We start from the raw sequence: 17,894 nt of genomic DNA on the forward strand, positions 1-17,894 counted from the left end.
ATCACCGCCTGAAGATTGTACCCGGACCTATAACACATCTAACTGTTTCTCGAGTGTGTCAAAGTCGAAAGTGGCTAACAGTGACTCGAGTTTCTGTTCCAGTGCACCCATCCCATAGAAGCTAACAAATTTTTTATGCAGCGGTAATCGCGTACTCGTGATAGAAAGGTCAAATTCCCAAGGGTGGAAATACAGTATAGCAGGAACTTCACATTTATTGAGGTTTGAGATCCCTTTCGATATGAATCGCTCTGGCATTATACGCGCATAAAACCCGCCTGCAATGGGAACTCGGGCCGTCGGATGAAACGCCGCTAGCGGAAATTCCAGCAAACCCTCATCTACACCTTCGGAAAACGGATCATCGACATCGACATGATACGGCCGGATCGGCGCCCCCGAAACACCGTACATCGGCGTCCGCACCGGAAACACGCTCGAGTCATACTCGAGCCCCGACCGCTCGAGGACGTCGAACGCCCACGCCGTCTTCGGTGTGATCGAGAAGTTCGGAGCGCGAAACCCCTTCGGCGGCGAACCGACCGCGTCCTCGATCGCGGCGGCGCTGTCGGCGAGTTCGGCTTCGAACTCCTCGGGGGTGAGTTCGAACAGCGGCGTGTGGGTGTGCCCGTGGCTCGCGATCTCGTGGCCGTCGTCGGCCAGTGCGGCGATCAGCTCCGGATACTCGAGGGCGACCTCGCCGACGACGAAGAAGGTCGCCCGGACGTCGTGGGCGTCGAGCAGGTCGCGAACGATGCGGACGGAATCCTCGAGTCGATCCACCGGATCGTCGACCGCGTCGCGGATGAGCGTCGCGGTGTACCAGTGCTCGAGGTCGAACGAGAGAACGTTCGCGACGGCGCCTCGCTCGCCGTCAGCGGCCGGTCGCGGGGATCCCCGGCTGTCGGCACTCGAGCGCTCGAGGTCGGTCATGAATCTGCTCGAAGTCCGGTGTCGGTCGGCTTTGTTAGCGCCGTCGTACAGACGCGACATCGCGACTTACTGTGCCCGTGAAACGGACTGGTCGCCGACCGAGAGCGAGAGCGCACCATTCCCGGGTCGCACTACTCGACGGTCACGCTCTTGGCACGGTGACGCGGCTTGTCGATCGACCGCCCTATCCCGCGGGCGACCCAGTAGGCGAGCAACTGGGGCGGGACGTTCACCAGAATCGGCGTCAGTCACGGGTGAGCCGCCGGCACCTCGAGAACGGAATCCGTGTACCGCTCGACCGCCCGGGCGCATCGGTCACGGCGATCACGGGCGCTCCCCGAGCGTCGGTCTCGCTGACGTTACTCAACGTCTTTCTGAGTGGTTCCTGGGGCCCGGCCACGAGCGCGATCGTCGGTGATCTCCTTCCTCTTCAGCGCCCCCTCGAGGGCGACTGGGGCCTGCAGTCCGCGGCCGACGAAGAAGTGGGCGTCGGCGCCGGCGTACGCCTCGGCGACGTCGCGGGCGGTCGACGTATCGAGGATCGTCTGACTCAGATTCACCAGATCGCGAACCTCGACGAGGAACTCGGCGTCGCACCCGACGGCCGTCTCACGGACGTTCGGGAGGGAAACCGGACGTTGACGTCGAAACGGTCCCTCGGCGCTGCGCGTGTCGGAGCCGGGGTTCTCGGTGGGTACCGATCCCGACGTCGCCGGCCGGAGGCCGACCCGGCGTTAGCTTCCCCGACCGGCGATTATGGCTCCGACTCCGCAACCGCTGCGATCGAAGCAGCCAGCCGGTCGTAAAACCCCGGCTCGTACTTCGTCGCCGCGTCGATCGTCGGCCGGGCGTTCGTCTCGTTGACGACCGCCCGGTCCCCGCTCACGAGCAGGTCGACGCCCAGAAACGGAATCTCGAGGGTTCGGGCGACGTCTTCGGCGAGTTCGCGCCACTCCGCCGGAAGCTCGACGCCGGTCGCCGTCGCCCCGCGGTGGACGTTGTGCTTCCACCGTCCCTCCGATACCGCGTCCGCGGGAAGACTGCGCTCGACGGCGCCGACGTACTCCCCCTCGAGCACCATCACCCGGTAGTCCGTCACCTCGGGGAGGAACTCCTGAACGAGAAACGACTTGTCGCCGGTCGCCCGGTAGTCGTGGACCAGCGAGAGGTAGTCGCAGATGCCGAGAAACGAGTCGAGGTCGTGAGCCTTCGCGACGCCGGCACCCCGGGTCGTCGAGGTCGGTTTAACGACGACCGGCGGATCGAAGCGGTCGAACACCGACCGCAGCTCCGCCTCCGAGACGGGGTTCGAGACGAACACCGACTCCGGAACGGGGAGTCCGGCCCGCTCGAGGCGGGCGAGCACTTCCGCCTTGTTCCGCGAGGTGAGCACCGCGTCGCGGCCGTTGAGCCACGGAACCCCGAGCAGGGCGTCGGCGACGCCGCCCTCCATCAGTCGGCCGGGAAAGACGAATCCGGCGTCGAACGCCGTCTCCGACAGCGGCGTCTTACCACCCAGGGGGACGGACCGTTCGCGCACGGCGACGTGGTGACAGCGCACCCCTCGCTCCGCCAGGGGCGCCGCCATCCGCTCGAACGTCTCCGCGCGGTTCGCCACCGCCAGGTCGATCATACTCGAGTCTGCGCCCCGGGGGAGAAAAAGCTACTCGAGACGCGCGCCGAACCGTCGCGACCGCTGGGCGGCGGGTGCGGTCGCCAGCCTCGAGCGATCGGGAGCGGCGGCTACGCGGCAGGAAACGGTCGAAAAGTCCTCCGGTCTCAGGAGATGAGCTGCTCTTCGCCCTTCTCGACGACGATCCGACACGGCGGCGTGATCTTGTTGTACGCGCGGCGGAACGCGTCCTTTGCGGCCTCGGCGTCGTCGACGTCACACCAGACGGTGAACAGGCGGTCGCCCTTCTGAATGCGTGCGGCGGTGCCGACGATCTTCCCGAACGACTGGCGCATCCCGTCGGAAACACGGTCCGCACCCGCACCCGTCGCCTGCTTGTTCTCGCGGATGACGTGGTGGGGGAACTTCCGGAGGATCATCTTGTAGTTGCCCTCGCCGGCGTTCTTGATCATGTGGCGGTTCGCCGACAGGCGTGAGGCCTCGAGGCTGCCGTGGCGAATCTGACACTCCTCGTCGAGGACGAGGCTGATCTGGACGGGGTAGTCGTCGGGATCGGCGCTGATGTCGCCCATCTTGTGCTGTGCGATCTTCGAACCCGGGATGCCGGTGATGTACTCGCGTCGCGTGTACGCCGGCTTACTGATCTCCCGGTACATGGAGGCGGGTTTGTCGGACATGGTTGTGATTACTTATGAAAATCGAGGCCTACCGCGCGGATAAAGCCTTCGAACCGCTCCGCAGGCAGAGCGATCGCCCGTCTCAGGATCGGGTCACGTACTCGCCGTCGTCTTTCTCGACGAGTCCATCGGTCGACAGCGAGCCGAGCACGCTCAGGATGGCGATCTTCTTCATCGCGAGCACCTGATTCAGTTCGTCCACCGTCGCTCCGTCGGCGGCCTCGAGGTAGAGGTAGACCAGTTTCGCACGCGGCGAGGTGATCGTTTCGGGCAACGGTTCGATCGGTGACGCGGGACGGTGTCGGATCATTGAACGGAGACAGGCCGAGCTGACGTATAAATCTATATTCAGTGAAATGCATACTGGTTAGTCGATCTATGTGTATTAATACGAGTATTATGATCGCGGGCGGCTACCGTCTCAACGGCTCCAGATTCACTCGCGAGAGGTCTCACAAGAGCAGGAGCCAAACGGCAGCGTGTGACCGGTTCACACGCTGCGGCCCGGATCGTCGGCTACTGAACGACCGTTACCGGTTCGCTCGTGGACGCAACGGACTGCTCGGCGTCCGCGGCTGGCAGCGCGACGAGTCCGGACTCGCTGTCGTAGTCGACGATGCCGATCGCATCGAGCACCGGCAGGTCGACTACGTGGAGTTCCTCGTGGACGTCACCCCATCGCTCGAGCCGTCCCGCCGGCTCGCTGGACGGCGCGACGAGGACGTCGACGAGCTGATCGACGGTCGCGGGCACGTCGAGGCGCTCGAGCGCGGCGACGATCGACCGCTGCCGACACGTCGCGCTCACGTGGCTACCTCCGTCACGCTGGCCGGAAAGTACGGAAGTAAATACATTCTATATAGACATTCACGGCGTCCTAGTACTTAACAATCGTGGTGAACAGGATCGGGGTATTTGAACCGGCTGTGCGTGAGATCGGAGTCCGGCGACGGGTCTCGAGCCGTCGGTCGCCACCGTACTTATGCCCGTTCCCCCGGTACTGACTGGCATGAAGAGTTTCAAGATCGGGTCGCTCTTCGACATCCCGATCAAGCTCGATCTCACGTTCTTACTGGTGTTACCGCTTTTCGCCTACCTCATCGGCGTCCAGATCGGCCCGGTCGTCGATCTCCTCAACGCGACCATGGGGGCGAACATCGACGGCGACGCGCTCACCACCGAGTGGTGGCTCCCCTACCTGATCGGACTGATCGCCGCGATCGGGCTGTTCGTCGGCGTCGTCTTCCACGAACTCGGGCACTCGCTGACCGCCCAGCGGTACGGCTTCCCGATCGACTCGATCACGCTCTGGCTGTTCGGCGGGATCGCCGCCCTCTCGGAGATGCCCGAGGACTGGCGCCAGGAACTCACCATCGCCATCGCCGGCCCGATCGTCAGCGTCCTCGTCGGCATCGGCTCCTACGGACTGTTCGTGCTCACCCCCGAGAGTTTCGACGGGGCGCGATTCGTTCTGGGTTACCTCGCCGTCCTCAACGTCGCACTGGCGGTCTTCAACATGGTGCCCGCATTCCCGATGGACGGCGGCCGGATCCTCCGGGCGCTGCTCGCCCGAAGCCAGCCCTACGCCCAGGCGACCCAGCAGGCCGCGAGCATCGGCAAACTGTTCGCCATCGCGATGGGGCTGTTCGGCCTGCTCGTCGCGTTCAACATCATCCTCATTGGCGTCGCCTTCTTCGTCTACATCGCCGCCTCGAGCGAGGCTCAGCAGGTGACGATGAAAGCCGCCTTCGAGGGCGTCACCGTCCGGGACATCATGACGCCGGAGTCGAACCTCCACACCGTCAGTCCCGACACCAGCGTCGCAGACCTCGTCCAGCGGATGTTCAGCGAGCGCCACACCGGCTACCCGGTCCTCGAAGACGGTCGCCTCGTCGGGCTGGTCACCCTCTCGGACGCGCGAACGATCGACGCGGTCGAACGCGACGCCTACACCGTCGAGGAGGTGATGACGACCGACCTCGAGACGATCACCCCCGACGCCGACGCGATGACCGCCCTCGAGCGGATGCAGCGAAACGACATCGGCCGACTGCTGGTCGTCAACGGAACGGGACGGTCCCACCACGACGCCGACCGGGATTCGCCGACGGCCGGCGCGTCGCCGGACACGTTCGACCTCGCGGCGGAACGAGGCTGGGACGACGACCCCGAAGACGACCTCGTCGGATTGATTTCGCGAACCGACGTGATGACCGCGTTCAACATCGTCCAGCAGAGCGGCGCGATCGACCACTCGAGCCAGCCCTACCGTGCGAACTGAATCTGTCGCTGCGTGCGTCCGGCTTCTGTTCGGTCTCGAGTTCGTGACTTGCCGCTCGCGATAGACGGTCCAGGTACGAGAATTGAACCACGGTCGCAGCGAAGCTGCTCCCTAATTCAATTCTCTGTTGGACACCTGTGGCTCACGTGTTTGTTCGCTGTAGGGGGTCCAGGTGCGAGAATTGAACCACGGTCGCAGCGAAGCTGCTCCCTAATTCAATTCTCGACGTTGTACATCTGCGACTCACGGCGGTGTTCGTCGCAGAAGGTCCAGGTGCGAGAATTGAACCCGCGTCTCAGCCTCCACAAGGCTGAAGGATAGTCCACTACCCCAACCCGGACACGTTAGCATCAGTATCTATCGCCGTGTACCTGAAATACGTTACGACTCGAGACGCCAGCGTGTGGCCTCATAGCGCGTGACAGCCCGACACGAAATTGCTCGAAACCGAACACCCGCACCACCGACGCACATCCGCACGCCTTTTGACACCCGCGGCCGTACCACCGGTCAACGCGTGGCCATCACCGACAAAATCTACGTCAAGAACCACCGCCAACTGAGCTCCCAGCTCGAGACGAACATCCCGAAAGGGGCGTTCAAGGGCGCGACCCTCGACGTGCTCTTTCAGGGTGCGGGCCTCGAGAAGCTCGACGACGCCACACGGGAGCGGGTGCTCGACTTCGCGAGCGACTTCCTCGACTGCGCCTGCGACAACAACCCCTACTGTGGCTGTCCCGAACGGAAGTTCATTCGCTACCTCCTCGACCTGCGCGCCCAGGGGCTCGGCCCCGACGCCATCGTCGACGTGATGAGCGACGACTACATGGTGTACGCCTACTCCGGCGACGTACTCTCGTTTCTCGACAGCGGCGTCCGGACCCTCGAGGCCGCGGAGGGGCTGGCCGCCGTCGAAGGAGCCGACGAGACCCGCGAGCGGATTCGACAAACCAAACGGGACCTCGCGCGGTAGCTCAGCGGTGGGCGCTCTCGTCGTCGTCGAGGTCGTCGAGTAACAGCACTTCCTCGGTTTCGTCCTCGGCATCGAGTCGCTCGCGGAGCTCCGCGACGTACGCCGTGTGCTCTTCGACCTGCTCGCGGAGGTGCTCGGCCTCGAGTTCGAGGCGCTCGTGCTCGCGGACGAAACTCTTCGGCACCTCGACCGTGGGCGGAAACGTCGGCTCGCCGTCGTCGCCTCCCGCCCCGAGTTCGGACTCCGGAACGACGGCGACCTGACCGTCGTGTTCGACGAGCAGGTCGACGTAGTCCCGGAACACCGCGGACAACGAGATGTCGCGCTCCTCGGCGATCTCCTGGAGCGCCTCGAAGGCGTCCTCGTTCACCCGAAAGGAGATCGTCTTGTTCTTGTTGCCCATCTCGCTCACACTCGGGGTTCGTGATACTTAATAATTCGTCAGACGGTGGCCCTGAATCGAAGCGTCGGTGCGGGCGATCGGGCGCCTCTACAAGCGGTTCCTCGTGGCGAAAATCAGGAATGGAGCGCGACGGGGGGTCTCAGGCCGTCGCTTCGGCGTCCTCGAGGCTCTCGAGGGCCTGGATCACGTCGCGGCGGTAGTTCTCCGGCGGCGAGTCGTACCGGTCGCGGGCCATCTGGGCGTACTCGTTGGTCGGCGCCGTCGAACCGCTCTCGGGGGCCTCCTGTTCGGCCTCCCACTCGCCGAACGCCTCGACGCGGTCGAGGGTTCGTTCGGCGCACTCGACGACCCACCGGTCGCGGGTCGCGTCGTCGACGACCGAGATCGACTCCGGCCGTAAGGAGACGTTGACCGTGCCGTCGTCGGTCTCGTAGGTCCGCGGCTTGCCGACGATGGCGACGTACGCCGGCGGCTCCGTGTCTCGAAGGACGGAGGCCGCTTCGGGCTGGTACTGCCCGGCGTAGACGAAGAACGTCCCCGTCGGATCGACGACGCGGCCGCGCCAGTACTCGCTCTCGTCGCCGACGTCCTCGGTCTCGGTCAGCGTGCCGACGACGAAGACGCGGTTGGCGCGGTCGCCGGTCGGGAGGAGCGCGTAGTTGGGGGCGCGCTCGTCGTCGCTCTCTTTGAAGGTGTACGTCGCGTCGTTGAATTCGGAGGCGAAGACGCGGCGGGCGACTTCGCGCGTGAGTTCTGCCTGGGACATCTTACATCGACCTCGCTTTGATCAGCAGTTCCTCTGCATCCACCGGCCCGTGGAGCTCCTCGACCTCGTCGGCCAGCACGTACCGGCCGAACGTCGGCCCCTCGATCCGGTAGTAGGTACCGACGACGGCGTCGCGGATCTCGTCCGCGACGACGGTCGTGTCGAGGGCGTCCATCGCCATGTCCTTGGCCTCCTCGAGGCTGATTCCCGTCAGCCCCTCGGTCGCCTCGGCGTCGAAGATGACCTCGTGGGCGTCGATACCGTCGTCGACGACGCCCTTGATCCGGAGGTCGAACTCGCCTTCGACCTCGCCGTGTTCGCTGCAGCGGCCGTTCTGGAGGACGCGTGTGCAGTCTTCCTTGGGACAGCGCTTGATGAGGCCGCTGCCGCTTTGCATGTCGACGAGCGCGCCTTCGATCTCGCTCGTGTCGTCGCCGACCTCGATCTCCTCGTCGAGTTCCTCGATCACCGTCGTCGAGTTGAGCTTGACCGAGTACCGCCCCTGGTACTCGTCGGTGACGACGTTCCGGAGGTCGTAGACGCCGCCTTCCTCGAGGCTCGGGAGGTCGGATTTGGCCCACTTGGTGAACTTGATCGTTCCCGTGGGATCGCCCAGCAGCCCCACCTGCGCGATGGAGTCGCTGCGGGGCTCCCAGAGCTCGATCACCTTGGCGGTGAGGTCGACCCACTGTTCGGGTTCGTCGATCTCCTCGACCTGGGCCGCCTCGCTGCCGCCGCGGGCGATGTCCTCGCGCTCTAAGCCCGCCTCCTCTAAGTAGTGGTTCGTGACGCTGCGGCGGGCCTCGTCGATCGGCACTTTGTACTCGTCGACGAGGGTCCGCAGGCGCTCCTCGACGTCGTCGATCGAGACGTCGAGATGGTCTGAAAACTGGCCGTGTATGTCGTCCGCGTGCTGTCGTACGTCGCTCATTGTGTCACGCCTCCTCCTGGGTTTCACTGGGAGGCACACGTTCGTTCGTTCCCGATCGTATTTAAACTGCCGCAACCGGGGTGAAAGTGAACCGACGGCGGAGATCGGTCGCCGCAGTCTGTCGATTTCGACGGGGCATCGGCGACCGGCGAAAGTGAAGAGCGGGCGACGGGCATATGTGGCCCGCGGTCGAAAGCGGGTGTAGAACATGCCAGATCGGCGTCGCCTCGAGCGCACACTCCGAAAACAGCTCAGACGGGCGGGCGAGCAGTACGAGGAGCTTCGCCGGTCGACCGACGGCCAGCTCGACGAGGCCCGCGAGGCGTACGCCTCCGCACGGAACGCCAAGCGTCTGCCGACGGACCACGCGGGTCGGGCGAAGATCGTCTGCCGGCGCTACGCCGAACAGCGGGCGGCGAAGCTGGACGAGCAGTATCGCCCCGCGTGTTACGAGGCCGACCACCCCGACTGCGAGGGCTGCGTCGAGGACGTCCGCGACGGGCGGATCGAGACCTGGTAGCCCGTTCCGAGAGAGGGCTCAGTAGACGAAGCGGTGGTAGAACGACTCGGCCAGTCGCGGGAAGGCGAGCGCAGCGAGAGTCGAGACGGTCGCCCCAACGGCGAGCGACAGCGGCGGCGTTCCGACCTCGGTCGCGAGTGCGACCCCGCCGAAGACCCCACACGCGAGCGCGAGGTTGTAGTACACGAGCCGGAACGCGACGAGCGAGAGTTTCAGCGACACCCAGCCGCGGACGTCCGTCCGGAGCGGCGCGATCCAGCCGCCCCGGATCGCGACCGCGACGGCCACGAAGGTGAACCACGCGACCATCCCCGTCGTCACGACCCCGAACGGGCGGGTATCCTGGGTGGCGTAAACGGCGAACAGGATCGGGAGGATCGAGAACGAGACGTCACCGAAGACGCGTGCGGTATCGTGGAGCACGCAGCCGACCGGGTGTTTCTCGGTGGAGAGTCGCTTCCCGTAGCCGTACCAGCCGTCGCGCCGGCGGCTGGTCGCGGGACGGGTATCTCGTGCGGGCCGCCGTTCCATGGCTCGAGTTGGCAGCCCGACGGCATAAGTACCGGTCTCGCTAGCTCCGCAGGAGTCCGCCGTCGATCGGCACCTCGGCGCCGGTGACGAAACTCGAGCGCGGACTCGAGAGGAAGGCGACGACCTCGCCGAGCTCTTCGGGGTCGCCGATGCGCTCCATCGGGATGTCGCTCGCCAGGTGGGCGAGGCCGTCCTCGTAGTCGTCGTACTCGCCGCGGTCGATCCGCGCCTCGATGAGCTCCTCGATCCGCGGCGTCTCGATCGTCCCCGGCAGCACGGCGTTGGCCCTGATCTCCGGGGCGAACTCCCGCGAGATCGTCTTGACGAGGCCGATCACGCCGCGGCGGACCGAGTTCGAGAGGAGCAGGCCGTCGACGACCTCCTGGACGGTCCGCGAGGTGATACAGACGACCGTCCCCTCCTCGCTCTCGAGGAGGTGCGGGTAGGCCTCCTCGACCGTCCAGACGACGCTCATCACGAGCAGGTCGTACGCCCGGTACCACTCGCGCTCGTTCGTCTCGAGAAAGGTCGTACTCGGCGGCCCGCCGGCGCTCGTGACGAGGTGGTCGATCCCGCCGAACGCCTCGGCGGTCGTCGCGACCAGGTCGGCGACCTCGTCGGGATCGGTGAGGTCCGTCTGACGCGCCAGCACGGCCGCGCCGTCGGCCGCCTCCCGCTCGACGCGTTCGCGGGCGGTCTCGAGTCGGTCTTCGTCGCGCCCGCAGATGGCGACGTCCGCGCCTTCGCGTGCGAGAACGACTGCGCTGGCGAGTCCGAGGCCGCTCGAGCTCGCCGTGACGAGTGCTGCGTTTCCCTCCAGTCGAAGCGACATGGGGGTACCGACGGCGGCGACGTACAAAGGAACACGGACCGGGGCAACTCGGGGTCGAAAGCCGCGACGGAGCGTGCGCGTCGGCGACCCGCGATCACTCCGACTGACGGACCCGAACCGTCCCCTCGGTGGTGACGCCGACGACGAGCGCCTCGACCACTTGCCGGCCGCTCACCGCCTCGCCCGCGGCGTCGCTGACGACCTTCATCAGATCGGGGGCGGTGTGACTGACCTTGACCCCCGCCTCGTCGCAGGCGTCGTACACCTGCTGTGGGACGTCGTAGAGGTCGGTGCCGGCCGGAACGTGAACCCTGACCGGGGCGCGCAGCGCGTCCGCGAAAGCGACCGTCTCGCGCGCCTTCGCGAGGTTGTCGCGGGCGCTTCCCTCGATCGAGGAGACGTTCGCCCGCGAGGTCCCCAGCTCGTCGGCGATCGCCGCCTGCGAGACGTCGCGTTCGCGAAGCGCCAGCACCTGCGCCTGTCGGCGCGTCAACACGCTCGCGTCGGGATCGAACCCGATTTCCTCGAGCAGCGCGTCGACGTCGGCGATCACGGCTGCCACCCCGTCTCACGAACACTCATACTGTACCGTAGACCGCGGCGGGGTCAAAGCGTCTGCGGTCCAACCAGCGAACCGAAAAGAGAGGGCGAATCGGGTGACTGTCCACGTCCGCCGTTCAGGAGCCCCAGAAGTTCTCGCGGCTGCCAAGTCGTTCCCGGTGAGCCGCCCGCTCCGACTCCTCGTCGTCGGGCTCCTCGAGTCCCGGCTCCTCCTCGTCAGGTCCCTTTTCGTCGTCCTCGTCGGGCTCGAGCGGCAGTCGCTCGAGTTCCTCCGCGCGGGCGTGGTTGCTGTGGACGCGGGTGATCTCGACGCGGGCGCGGGCCTCCGGCAAGATCCCGTCGACCATTACGACGAAGCCGTCGTCGGTTCGGCCGACGCCGGCACCGCTTTCGTGCATGTCGACGACGTCGACGACGACCTCCTCGCCCGGCTTGACCGGCTGGGTCTTCAGGTCCTGAATCGGCTGGTTGTAGTGATTGCACCACTCCTTACCCCCGCGGTCGCCGTAGTGTTGACACCCCATTCCGGAGATGCGCTCTGAAAAGCTCGGGCAGTCGTCGGCAAGTGGACAGTCGGCCATACGGAGTACTACCCGTGGAATCGTTAAACCGCTTGCGTATTGGAGAGAACGGGTGATCCCGGCCGTCGCCCGATCCGACACCTCCCGGGTATCGGGCAGTTCGTGAGAAAAACACCCTCCGTGACCCGAGGAGGGGTCATACATCAGTCGACAGGTCCGCCCGTCGACGCTCCGAATCAACCGCACACACTCCGCACGGCGTTTCGAAAACGTTTACGGCACGGACACCGCAATCGACACTGATGAAGATTCTCGTTACGGTCAAAGAGGTGGCGACCGTCGAAGACGAGTTCGAGATCGACGGCACCGAGATCGACGAGCGGTTCCTCGGCGCCGACTTGAACGAGTGGGACGACTACGCCATCGAGGAAGCCGTCCAGCTCCAGGAAGCGGGCGTCGCCGACGAGGTCGTCACCGTCACCATCGGACCCGAAGAGTGCGAACAGACCATCCGCCAGGCGCTCGCGAAGGGTGCCGATCGCGCGCTGCGCGTCTGGGACGACGACCTCGAGGGCGTTTCCCTCCTCGACGTCGGCGCGAAAACCGACATCCTCCAGGCCGTCGTCGACCGGGAGGAGCCCGACCTCGTCCTCACCGGCGTCCAGTCCGGCGACGACAGCTGGGGCGCCACCGGCGTCTCGCTGGCCGACGCCATCGGCTTCCAGTGGGCCGCCGTCGTCAACGACCTCGACCTCGACGGCGACACCGCCTCGGTTCACCGCGAACTCGAGGGCGGCGTCGAGGAGCTCACCGACGTCTCCCTGCCGGCCGTGTTGACGATCCAGACGGGGATCAACGAGCCCCGCTACGCCAGCCTCCGCGGGATTCGGATGGCCCAGCGAAAGGACCTCGATTACCTCACCCTCGCGGACCTCGGCGTCGACTCGAGCGCCGTCGAGGGCGACCTCACGCTCACCGACATGTACGAGCCCGAAACCGAAACCGACGTCACGATCTTCGAGGGCGGCGCCGACGAGACCGCAGCGGCGTTAGCCGAACTCCTCCGCGAGAAGGGGGTGGCTCCATGAGCGACGTCCTCGCGATCGCCGACCACCGTCGCGGCGAACTGCGCGACGTCAGCTACGAGATCATCACCGCCGGCCTCGAACTGGCCGACGAGACCGGCGGCGACCTCCACGTCGCCGTCATCAGCGGTCCCGTCGAAGAGTTCGCCGAGAAGCTCAACCGCACCGGCGTCGACGCCGTCCACACCGTCGCCCACGGCGAGGAGTTCAACCACGACGTCTACGTCCAGGCGATCACCCAGCTCCACGACGCCGTCTCGCCGCAGTACCTGCTGGCGCCCAACAGCGTCAACGGCCTCGACTACGCCCCCGCCGTCGCCAACCGGCTCGGACTGCCCCTCGTCACCGACGCGGTCGGCCTCGAGACCGACGGCGAGACGCTGATCGCCACCCGCGAGATGTACGGCGGCAAAGTCGAGACGACCACCGAACTCGAGGGGAGGGCCGTCGCGACGATCCGCGGCGCCGAGTGGTCCGTCGCCGAGGGGACCGGTGACGCCGCGATCGAGGCGTTCGACGCCGAGATCGACGAGAGCGCGATCGGCTCCACCGTTACGGGCTTCGAGGAGGTCGGCGGCGGCGACGTCGACATCAGCGAGGCCGACGTCCTCGTGAGCGTCGGCCGCGGCATCGATGAGGAGGAGAACCTCGAGTTGATCGAGGAGCTCGCAGACGCCCTCGACGCGACGGTGTCGTCCTCGCGACCGATCGTCGACGCCGGCTGGCTGCCGAAGAACCGTCAGGTCGGCCAGTCCGGGAAGGTCGTCACGCCCGACGTCTACATCGCCATCGGGATCTCCGGGGCCGTCCAGCACGTCGCCGGGATGAAAGGCTCCGATACGATCGTCGCGATCAACACGGACCCCAACGCCCCGATCATGGACATCGCGGACTACGCGATCCACGACGACCTCTTCGACGTGGTGCCGGCGCTGATCGAACAGTTCCAGTAGGCGATCCGCTCCCGGGTCCACGCGGTACTTTTTCGAGCTGGCTGCTGTCGCGTGCAGTGATCGAAGCGCCGCGCACTCGCACGAGACGGCAGCGCACCTGCGGGATTCGACCGAACGGCCGGAAACGGGAAAATCGATCCGACGAGTGCTACGTCTCGGCGTCCCCCTCGCGGTGTGGATAGGTGCGTCCGAACAGCGGCCACGCGAGAGCGGTCAGCCCGACCAGGAGCGCGACGAAGGAGACGCCGACCAGCGACCCCCGCAACCCGAGTGCGTACAGGCCGGCGGTTCCGGCGATCGCCAGCGCGACGATGACGACGAGCAGCGCCTGCGCGTCGCCGTAGCCGCCGGTGGCGTTCGAGTCGCCGTACATGACACCGCCGTCGTCACGCAGTGATAAGTATCTTGTGAGATATAGAAAAGTTACACAGGTGAACGGGAGAAGATATTTATCCCACCGTGACAGACCGGAAACCTGTCAATGTTCCCCGCAAACCCGACGCACGGGTTCGAGAAGGTCCAGCTGGTGGCGGTCGGCGTCGTCGCCCTCGCCGTCGGTGGGACGGCGACGCTCCACTGGCTCGGGCTCCCGACCGGGGGGACGGGGGTCGTGTTCATCGTGCTCTTTACCGTGCTGATGGGGCTGGCGTGGCCGCTGTTCACGAAGTTCCAGCCGGATCACGGACAGACCGAATCCGACTGAATCCGAGGTGGCTCTCGAGGCTGCGTCCGCGGTGGGCGGATCGTCAGCTACTTTTTCGGGCCATCCCAAACCGGGGTAATGGAACTGCTCGAGCGCCGTCGGGCGCTACTCGAGGAACGCCTCGTCGAGGTCGTCGACGGCGTCGAGCCCGAGACGCTGAGCGAGGAGGTCCGCCACGTCGCGCTGTCGGGCGGCAAGCGCGTCAGGCCGACGGTGACGGTACTCGCGTGTGAAACCGTCGGCGGCAAGGCCGAGGACGCCGTTGACTTCGGCGTCGGCATCGAACTCGTCCACAGCGCCTCGCTCGTCGTCGACGACATCATCGACCGCTCGGAGCTGCGCCGCGGAACGGCGAGCGCGTGGGCGGAGTACGGGTACGGGCCGGCGATCGTCACGAGCGACGGCCTGCTGGGGGAGGCGTTCGCGCTCTTCTCTGCGGACCCGAAGGCGACGCAGGTGGTCGCTGAGGCGATGGTCGAACTCGGCGTCGGGGAGGCGACCGAACTCACAGCCCAGCCGGAGAACGAAACGGAGTACATGCTGCTCGCCCGGCGAAAGACCGGCGCGCTGTTCCGCGCCGCGGCCGAACTCGGCGCGATCGCCGCCGACTCCGACCCCTTCACGGTCGAGGCCCTCGGGGAGTACGCCGAGCGCGTCGGCGTCGCCTTCCAGATCAGAGACGACGTCCTCGACGCGACCGCCGACGCCGCCGACCTCGGCAAGCCCGCCGGCCACGACGCCGAGATGGAACGCCCCTCGGTCGTTCAGGTCACGGATCTCACGCCACGGGAAGCGAACCGACGCGCCCGGGAGGAAGCCGACCACGCGATCGACGCCCTCGAGACCGTCGACGTCACCGACACCGACGCGCGAGACTACCTGCTCGAGCTCGCGGAGTTCGTCGTCGAGCGCGAAACCTGACGCGCGGTCTCATACGGACTACTGGACGTCATTGACGGGCAGCCGCAAGACGGTTCGCGGTTGCGCCGGTAAACCGGTACAGCAGACCGTCTCAGGCGCTGTCGGCGCGGCGTCCGGTCTCGGAAAACCGGTCCTCGGCAACTGCGAACGCGAGCGTGCTCGCGATACCGAGCAGCGTTCCCGCCGTCAGCGCGGTCGCGAGGTAGGCGATGCCGACCTCGTCTAAGAAGAAGGCGCTGACGGCGTGGAGGACGACCGCGATGGCGATCACGTAGAACGGCGCGTTGAGGTAGCGCCACTCGAGGCTGCCCGCGATGTACTCGTCGGTGATCTGTCCCAGGCTGGTGGTGACGCCGGCGGCGGCGAACCACTGGATCGAGCCGTAGACGAGCGCGGCGAGCACCATCGGGATGCCGACGTCGCCGGTCGTCGACGCCTGGAGCGCCTCGAGTTCGTTGATCCCGCTGACGCCGCCGAGGACGAGCAGCGCGGCGGCGACGACGTACGCGAGCAGCGTCGTCCGACCGGCGTACAGCACCCGCCGCCCGCGGTCGACGGCGTCGTCGAGGCGCTCGCCGAGTCCCAGTCCGCGCGAGATAAAATACAGTCCGAGCAGGGCCGAGGTGCCGCCGATGACAATGCCCGGATAGTCGAGGAGGGTGCCGATCAGGGCGAGCGGATAGATGAGCAGCACGATTCCGAGCGGGATCAGGATCGTTCCCCGCGTCTCGGGGTCGTCGAGCACTTGCTTGATCGTGTAGTACATCGACTCCAGGTTCTGGGACTGCCGGACGACGACCCGCCGGACGCCGTCGATGGGGACCCGCGAGCGAATAATCGGCACGACGGACTCGTCCTGTGCGCCGTCGGTGATCACCAGCGCGGTGACGTCCTCGCCGGTCGAGAGACTCGCCAGGACGGTGTCGACCTCGTCGCCGACCTCACGGTTCGCCTGAACCTCACCCTCTTCGTTACCGGTGACGACCGCGACCTCGACGCTCTCGCCCCGACTCGCCAGGTCGTCGTAGACGTGCAGCCCCTGGAAGATGACGTTCACGTCGCTGTCCTCGGGGTCGGCGGTCGCGAGCGCGACGGCGGCCTCCTCGACGGGAGCGCGGCCGATCACCGGCGTCGAGAAGCCGGTCTTGCGGCCGAGGTCGTCGTCGAGATCGACACAGAGGACCAGCAGCATCGCCAGAACGTTAGTCACCGCGGTATATGCCTTTTCTGGGAGGGCGGAGTATCGAGGCGGGACGAAGCGTTCAACGCTCTCGAGGCGCAGGTGTACGTATGAACCCCGATCCCGCGCCGGCGGAGTCACTCTCGGAAACCGCCGCGCTGGTGCCTATCGACGTCCAGACCGGCTTCGACGATCCCGTCTGGGGCGAGCGCAACAACCCCGGCGCCGAAGCGCGGATCGCCGACCTGCTGGCGACCTGGCGCGAAACGGGGAGGCCGGTCGTCCACGTGAAACACCGTTCGACCGAACCGGACTCCCCGCTGCGACCCGACGCCCCCGGCAACGCGTTCAAACCCGAGGCCGAACCCGAAGCGGGCGAGCGCGTGGTCGAGAAGGAGGTAAACGGCGCGTTCGTCGGCACGAACCTCGAGTCGTGGCTCCACGACCGCGGGGCGAAGACGCTGGTTCTCTGCGGGTTCACGACCGACCACTGCGTCTCGACGACGACGCGAATGGCCGAGAACCGCGGCTTCGAGGTGGTACTCGTGGGCGACGCGACGGCGACGTTCGACCGGGAGGGCCCCGACGGCACCCGCTACGACGCCGAGACGAGCCACGACCTCGCGCTGGCGCACCTCCACGGGGAGTTCGCGACGGTGCTCGAGACGGCCCCGGTGCTCGAGGCGGCGGCCCTCGAGTGACCGCTCACTCGTCGAACGCGACGCCTTCCATCAGGGTCGCGATTCGGTCGTCGCCGCCGGAGACCCGTCGCGGGTAGACGCCGATGCAGGCGACGTACTCCTCGTCGTGTTCGATCGGGTCGGTGACGTGGAGGTCGACCTCGAGCGTCTGGCCCGTCGAGAGGAACTCGGCGTCGGCGCGAAAGCGGCCGACCGTCGCCTCCGAATCGAGGATCGACAGCGAGTACTCGTCCTCCTGCTCGACGTTTCGGACGTCGTCGTACCGGTGCTGGATCTCGGCGGCGAGGTCGGCGCTCGAGAACTCCGAGACGTAGTTGAACTCCCTGCCGAGGACGCGCACCTGCGGGGTCGTGATCGCGGCGAAGACGGCGAGGTCGGCGACGGTCGTCCCCAGAAGCGAGAGCGACCGGGTGTACTCGCTGACCCAGTTCGTGACGCGAACCTCGCGGCTCACCCCGAGCGCGGAGACCGACTCGACGACCACCTCCTCGTCGATGCGGTCCTCAGAGAACCCGCTCGACTCGAGTGCGTCGGCCGAAACCCGCGCCGGCGTCGAGGCGAACTCGACGGAGCCGGCGGCGACGGCGTCGAGACAGCCCGAAAGGGCTCCCGCCAGCGTCACGGAGCCCGCGGCGAGCAGCTGTCGACGGCTGTAGGTCATCACCCTCGAGTGGCGATACGGAGGGGTAACTCTTTCGGACAGTATAATTAAATAGTCAGTCGATCCCCAGAGGGCCCGAGAACGGGTCGGTCGCCGCAGTGAGAGTCACGGGCGGATTCGTGCAGTTT

At 66.3% G+C, this 17,894-nt stretch carries 24 protein-coding genes and 1 tRNA gene; 8 read left to right on the top strand and 17 right to left on the bottom strand.

Annotated features, from left to right (window positions below; all coding sequences use genetic code 11):
* Nucleotides 1-27: 27 nt before the first annotated feature.
* From NMQ11_RS13500 to NMQ11_RS13525, 6 genes are all read right to left on the bottom strand, one after another.
* The gene (locus tag NMQ11_RS13500; protein WP_255168972.1) at nt 28-933 is read right to left on the bottom strand and encodes a polysaccharide deacetylase family protein; all 906 of its coding nucleotides are present in this window, start codon (nt 931-933) and stop codon (nt 28-30) included.
* Between the two features lie 359 nt (nt 934-1,292).
* Nucleotides 1,293-1,493 carry a hypothetical protein gene (locus tag NMQ11_RS13505; RefSeq protein WP_255168973.1) on the bottom strand — a complete coding sequence of 67 codons (201 nt, stop codon included), beginning with the start codon at nt 1,491-1,493 and terminating at the stop codon, nt 1,293-1,295.
* 194 nt (nt 1,494-1,687) lie between these two features.
* Complete coding sequence (locus tag NMQ11_RS13510) at nt 1,688-2,566, bottom strand: ATP-grasp domain-containing protein (RefSeq protein WP_255168974.1); 879 nt, start codon at nt 2,564-2,566, stop codon at nt 1,688-1,690.
* Between the two features lie 146 nt (nt 2,567-2,712).
* Nucleotides 2,713-3,243 carry a 50S ribosomal protein L16 gene (locus NMQ11_RS13515; protein WP_255168975.1) on the bottom strand — a complete coding sequence of 177 codons (531 nt, stop codon included), beginning with the start codon at nt 3,241-3,243 and terminating at the stop codon, nt 2,713-2,715.
* Between the two features lie 82 nt (nt 3,244-3,325).
* Nucleotides 3,326-3,553, bottom strand: coding sequence for a MarR family transcriptional regulator (locus tag NMQ11_RS13520; protein WP_255168976.1), 228 nt, complete (start codon nt 3,551-3,553; stop codon nt 3,326-3,328).
* Nucleotides 3,554-3,759: 206 nt separating this feature from the next.
* Nucleotides 3,760-4,050 (bottom strand): DUF7344 domain-containing protein, encoded by a 291-nt coding sequence (locus tag NMQ11_RS13525; RefSeq protein WP_255168977.1) that lies wholly within the window; start codon nt 4,048-4,050, stop codon nt 3,760-3,762.
* A gap of 202 nt (nt 4,051-4,252) precedes the next feature.
* On the opposite strand from NMQ11_RS13525, the gene NMQ11_RS13530 reads away from it, so the two are divergent.
* The gene (locus NMQ11_RS13530) at nt 4,253-5,524 is read left to right on the top strand and encodes a CBS domain-containing protein (RefSeq protein WP_255168978.1); all 1,272 of its coding nucleotides are present in this window, start codon (nt 4,253-4,255) and stop codon (nt 5,522-5,524) included.
* A 267-nt stretch (nt 5,525-5,791) separates the two neighbouring features.
* On the opposite strand, the gene NMQ11_RS13535 is transcribed toward NMQ11_RS13530, so the two are convergent.
* A tRNA-His gene (locus NMQ11_RS13535) sits at nt 5,792-5,864 on the bottom strand.
* A gap of 177 nt (nt 5,865-6,041) precedes the next feature.
* On the opposite strand from NMQ11_RS13535, the gene NMQ11_RS13540 reads away from it, so the two are divergent.
* Nucleotides 6,042-6,497, top strand: a complete 456-nt coding sequence (locus NMQ11_RS13540; protein WP_255168979.1) for a DUF5814 domain-containing protein — start codon at nt 6,042-6,044, stop codon at nt 6,495-6,497.
* A gap of 1 nt (nt 6,498) precedes the next feature.
* On the opposite strand, the gene NMQ11_RS13545 is transcribed toward NMQ11_RS13540, so the two are convergent.
* The 3 genes from NMQ11_RS13545 to NMQ11_RS13555 form a co-directional block, all read right to left on the bottom strand.
* The gene (locus NMQ11_RS13545; protein WP_255170899.1) at nt 6,499-6,900 is read right to left on the bottom strand and encodes a DUF8146 domain-containing protein; all 402 of its coding nucleotides are present in this window, start codon (nt 6,898-6,900) and stop codon (nt 6,499-6,501) included.
* Nucleotides 6,901-7,039: 139 nt separating this feature from the next.
* Nucleotides 7,040-7,666: an RPA family protein gene (locus NMQ11_RS13550; protein ID WP_255168980.1), complete on the bottom strand. Its 627-nt coding sequence runs from the start codon at nt 7,664-7,666 to the stop codon at nt 7,040-7,042.
* Between the two features lies 1 nt (nt 7,667).
* The gene (locus NMQ11_RS13555; protein ID WP_255168981.1) at nt 7,668-8,597 is read right to left on the bottom strand and encodes a replication factor A; all 930 of its coding nucleotides are present in this window, start codon (nt 8,595-8,597) and stop codon (nt 7,668-7,670) included.
* A gap of 208 nt (nt 8,598-8,805) precedes the next feature.
* Between NMQ11_RS13555 and NMQ11_RS13560 the strand changes: the two genes are divergently transcribed.
* Nucleotides 8,806-9,117, top strand: coding sequence for a DUF7091 family protein (locus NMQ11_RS13560; RefSeq protein ID WP_255168982.1), 312 nt, complete (start codon nt 8,806-8,808; stop codon nt 9,115-9,117).
* A gap of 18 nt (nt 9,118-9,135) precedes the next feature.
* Here the strand turns inward: NMQ11_RS13560 and NMQ11_RS13565 are convergent, their stop codons facing one another.
* From NMQ11_RS13565 to NMQ11_RS13580, 4 genes are all read right to left on the bottom strand, one after another.
* Nucleotides 9,136-9,648, bottom strand: coding sequence for a DUF8215 family protein (locus tag NMQ11_RS13565; RefSeq protein WP_255168983.1), 513 nt, complete (start codon nt 9,646-9,648; stop codon nt 9,136-9,138).
* Nucleotides 9,649-9,688: 40 nt separating this feature from the next.
* Complete coding sequence (locus NMQ11_RS13570; protein ID WP_255168984.1) at nt 9,689-10,480, bottom strand: SDR family oxidoreductase; 792 nt, start codon at nt 10,478-10,480, stop codon at nt 9,689-9,691.
* 94 nt (nt 10,481-10,574) lie between these two features.
* Nucleotides 10,575-11,033: a Tfx family DNA-binding protein gene (locus NMQ11_RS13575; protein ID WP_255168985.1), complete on the bottom strand. Its 459-nt coding sequence runs from the start codon at nt 11,031-11,033 to the stop codon at nt 10,575-10,577.
* A 124-nt stretch (nt 11,034-11,157) separates the two neighbouring features.
* On the bottom strand, nt 11,158-11,622 hold the full coding sequence (locus tag NMQ11_RS13580; protein ID WP_255168986.1) for a TRAM domain-containing protein: 465 nt from the start codon (nt 11,620-11,622) through the stop codon (nt 11,158-11,160).
* Nucleotides 11,623-11,864: 242 nt separating this feature from the next.
* Between NMQ11_RS13580 and NMQ11_RS13585 the strand changes: the two genes are divergently transcribed.
* Complete coding sequence (locus NMQ11_RS13585) at nt 11,865-12,650, top strand: electron transfer flavoprotein subunit beta/FixA family protein (protein ID WP_255168987.1); 786 nt, start codon at nt 11,865-11,867, stop codon at nt 12,648-12,650.
* The gene (locus NMQ11_RS13590; RefSeq protein ID WP_255168988.1) at nt 12,647-13,600 is read left to right on the top strand and encodes an electron transfer flavoprotein subunit alpha/FixB family protein; all 954 of its coding nucleotides are present in this window, start codon (nt 12,647-12,649) and stop codon (nt 13,598-13,600) included. Before NMQ11_RS13585 ends, NMQ11_RS13590 begins: the two co-directional genes overlap by 4 nt.
* 148 nt (nt 13,601-13,748) lie before the next feature.
* On the opposite strand, the gene NMQ11_RS13595 is transcribed toward NMQ11_RS13590, so the two are convergent.
* On the bottom strand, nt 13,749-13,973 hold the full coding sequence (locus NMQ11_RS13595; protein WP_255168989.1) for a hypothetical protein: 225 nt from the start codon (nt 13,971-13,973) through the stop codon (nt 13,749-13,751).
* A gap of 108 nt (nt 13,974-14,081) precedes the next feature.
* On the opposite strand from NMQ11_RS13595, the gene NMQ11_RS13600 reads away from it, so the two are divergent.
* Nucleotides 14,082-14,303, top strand: a complete 222-nt coding sequence (locus NMQ11_RS13600) for a hypothetical protein (protein ID WP_255168990.1) — start codon at nt 14,082-14,084, stop codon at nt 14,301-14,303.
* A gap of 78 nt (nt 14,304-14,381) precedes the next feature.
* Nucleotides 14,382-15,224 (top strand): polyprenyl synthetase family protein, encoded by an 843-nt coding sequence (locus NMQ11_RS13605; protein WP_255168991.1) that lies wholly within the window; start codon nt 14,382-14,384, stop codon nt 15,222-15,224.
* 91 nt (nt 15,225-15,315) lie between these two features.
* Here the strand turns inward: NMQ11_RS13605 and NMQ11_RS13610 are convergent, their stop codons facing one another.
* Nucleotides 15,316-16,416 carry a DUF373 family protein gene (locus tag NMQ11_RS13610; RefSeq protein ID WP_255168992.1) on the bottom strand — a complete coding sequence of 367 codons (1,101 nt, stop codon included), beginning with the start codon at nt 16,414-16,416 and terminating at the stop codon, nt 15,316-15,318.
* A gap of 98 nt (nt 16,417-16,514) precedes the next feature.
* On the opposite strand from NMQ11_RS13610, the gene NMQ11_RS13615 reads away from it, so the two are divergent.
* Nucleotides 16,515-17,105, top strand: a complete 591-nt coding sequence (locus NMQ11_RS13615) for a cysteine hydrolase family protein (RefSeq protein ID WP_255168993.1) — start codon at nt 16,515-16,517, stop codon at nt 17,103-17,105.
* A gap of 4 nt (nt 17,106-17,109) precedes the next feature.
* Here the strand turns inward: NMQ11_RS13615 and NMQ11_RS13620 are convergent, their stop codons facing one another.
* Nucleotides 17,110-17,766 (bottom strand): DUF6517 family protein, encoded by a 657-nt coding sequence (locus NMQ11_RS13620; RefSeq protein WP_255168994.1) that lies wholly within the window; start codon nt 17,764-17,766, stop codon nt 17,110-17,112.
* Between the last annotated feature and the right edge of the window lie 128 nt (nt 17,767-17,894).

The organism is Natrononativus amylolyticus, from assembly GCF_024362525.1.
GTDB lineage: Archaea > Halobacteriota > Halobacteria > Halobacteriales > Natrialbaceae > Natrononativus > Natrononativus amylolyticus.